4 protein-coding genes are annotated in these 2346 nt (G+C 56.4%); all 4 read right to left on the bottom strand.

The window, feature by feature from the left end:
• Window positions 1-141, bottom strand: a 141-nt coding sequence (locus tag FW796_RS31805) for a hypothetical protein (RefSeq protein WP_446440531.1), incomplete at its 3' end; no start/stop codon positions are given.
• On the bottom strand, window positions 138-638 hold the full coding sequence (locus FW796_RS31800; RefSeq protein ID WP_053152355.1) for a hypothetical protein: 501 nt from the start codon (window positions 636-638) through the stop codon (window positions 138-140). The genes FW796_RS31805 and FW796_RS31800, both read right to left, overlap by 4 nt.
• A 171-nt stretch (window positions 639-809) precedes the next feature.
• Window positions 810-1304 (bottom strand): hypothetical protein, encoded by a 495-nt coding sequence (locus FW796_RS31795; RefSeq protein WP_053152357.1) that lies wholly within the window; start codon window positions 1302-1304, stop codon window positions 810-812.
• A gap of 3 nt (window positions 1305-1307) precedes the next feature.
• Window positions 1308-2346 (bottom strand): DUF2345 domain-containing protein (locus tag FW796_RS31790; protein ID WP_446440695.1); only part of this gene is annotated, 1039 nt, incomplete at its 5' end.

The raw sequence follows: 2346 nt of genomic DNA, 5'->3' as shown, positions 1-2346 counted from the left end.
ACCGGCAAGGTCATTGACGCCATGCACCACGATGGTCACGCAGGGCTTGGGGGGAGGCGCGATCAGGTGCACATCGCCACCGCCTGGCAGGGTGATCGCTTCACCGGTGCAAATGGTCCTCATCCGAACGGCGTCATTCATCGTGCGTGTCCTCCTTGATGTTGCGCTGCGATCCTTCGAGCCCGACAATCTGCGCGGGTCAGGACGCGCAAGGCGTCAGATTTTTCTTCCAGGCAAAACTCGGTAACGGTGTTGTCGACCGTCTGCTGGTGCAGTCGGCTCCGCTCGTTGAAATGAATGAACAGGTTGTAACTGCCTCCTGGTTGTAAAGCCTCATGTCTGAGAACCCTTACGGTTGCTCCCGGGTAGTTGCCAAACAAGGTGAGATCCGGCTGCTGCCAACCAGCGGGGAGCGCAATGTCCCATATCGTTTCATCGCAACGCTGAGCACCAAGGCGGCAGAGAAGCACATGCGTAATTTCTAGATTGTTGGTTTCAGCCAACAGGGGACGCAGATCAACGACAGGCTGGTTATCCCTGATCAAGACCGGGGTCGCTGGCGGCATTCTGGAAACGGCCTGGACAGAGGTTGCGATCAGGGCGATCAACAGGAATAAAGGCGATATATCAGACTTCATGACTTGGTACCCTGACGCAGTTTTTTCAATGTGAATTCGATTTTTGCCAAGGACTCAGTTGCCCCTTTGGCCGACGTCGGCAGCCCTCATCTGCAGCTCATCTTTGATCGTGCTTATCCTCATTGAGGCATGAACAGCAAGCATCCAGATTACGGGCTACACCCCATCGATTCAGGGCAGTGATTGCCGCTCTTCGGCATTTCTTCGAGCCAGGCAAAGCGCCGATTCCTGGACTTTTACCCCCTCCCCTTCGTCTATCAGACAAAACTCCAAAAAGGTGCTGGAAACTGTTTGTTTATGCCAACGACCGCGCTCCTTGAAATGAATATTGAGGTTGTAACTACCCCCCGGCTGCAGCGCTTTGCGGTTCTGCGTTCTGACCAAAGCACCGGGGTAGTCGCCCAACAATTCTATTTGCGGCTGAATCCAGCCGTCGGGAAGGTCAATATCCCAGAGCGTTTCGTAACACCTGCTGGCGGTCCGACGGCAGAGAAACACATGGGTGATCTCCAGGTTGTTGGTGTCCGCCAACAGAGGTCGAAGGTCCGCTATTGGACGACCGGAATTGATCGTCACTGGAGTTTCCGGAGGACGTTTGGACACGGCCCATGTTGGCCATGGCATCAGCAAAACCCCACAGAACACAGCAAACATCAGGCCTTTCATCGTTCAATACCCCGCCGGGAAGTTGCCCAATACAGGCTTGAGCTTTGTCAGTACCTGAGTGTTTCCAGATTCCAGGCCTTGGTAGTAATCACGCACAATGTCTCCTTGCTGCTCGATGTTGTAGTCCTTGAGCGTCTTCCCAGGCTCCACCTGATACTGGTACTGGTCTCCTATCAGGAACTGCTTTGCCTGCTGATAGGCGCCCACCAACAGCACATTGACGCCGTGCTGGTGTTGCCATACGTGGGTCATTTCGTGAATGAACAAGCCTCGCTCATCGGCCGGCAGCAGGCTCCAGTCGGCCACACCTCGCAAGTCCTCCCCAAAGTAGATGTGCCCGTTGGGGGCCATTACGTAGTTCTTGCCCTGCCACGGCACATAGTCCTCATCACGCAAGCGCACCTTGTCGTAATCGATAGAGTCGCCAAACACACGTTTCGCCAGAGTGATCTCTCCCTCCGTCAGGGCCCGCCCTTTTTCCCTATCCGGTTCGGAGAAGGCCTTGGCCACGAGAGCTGCCGCTCCCACTGCTGCAGCGGCCGCAATCAATGGCGTGCTCGAACGCTGCATGCTCACCTTGGCGATACTCATGGCATCTTTCTGCAACAGCTGCGTCGCGCCTTGTGCATCGGTCACGCCTTCGACGATTTCACCATTGGCCAGGGTGATCTTGTAGGGCACGTTGGGCATGGCTGACTGACCATCGATCTGCTTGAGCATGAAGCGCCGCTGGGTATCGCCCACGTTGAAGTTCGGCAACTGCGCCGCAAGACTGGCCCCGCCGACGAGGCTGTGTTTAGCCGCCTTGACCGTGAAATTGCCTGGCATGCCCAGCTCAATATTGCCGCCCTTGAGCGTCAGGTAAGCCCCGCCGCACATCAGGGTGATGTGCTCCTTGGCAGACACCAGGACGTGCTGCTTGCTTGCACTGACTTCCACGCTCTGATCCGCTTCCAGGCGAATGCTGTTCTGTTGCGCCTGCAGCAACATCAGCCCCTGGTGGCTGATGTGGCGCATCTCGCCGCTCTGGGCGAACAGGCCA

The sequence above is a fragment of the Pseudomonas sp. 910_21 genome, assembly GCF_052850735.1.
Note: the sequence above shows the minus strand (reverse complement) of the source record. Positions and strands in the feature narration are given on the sequence as shown.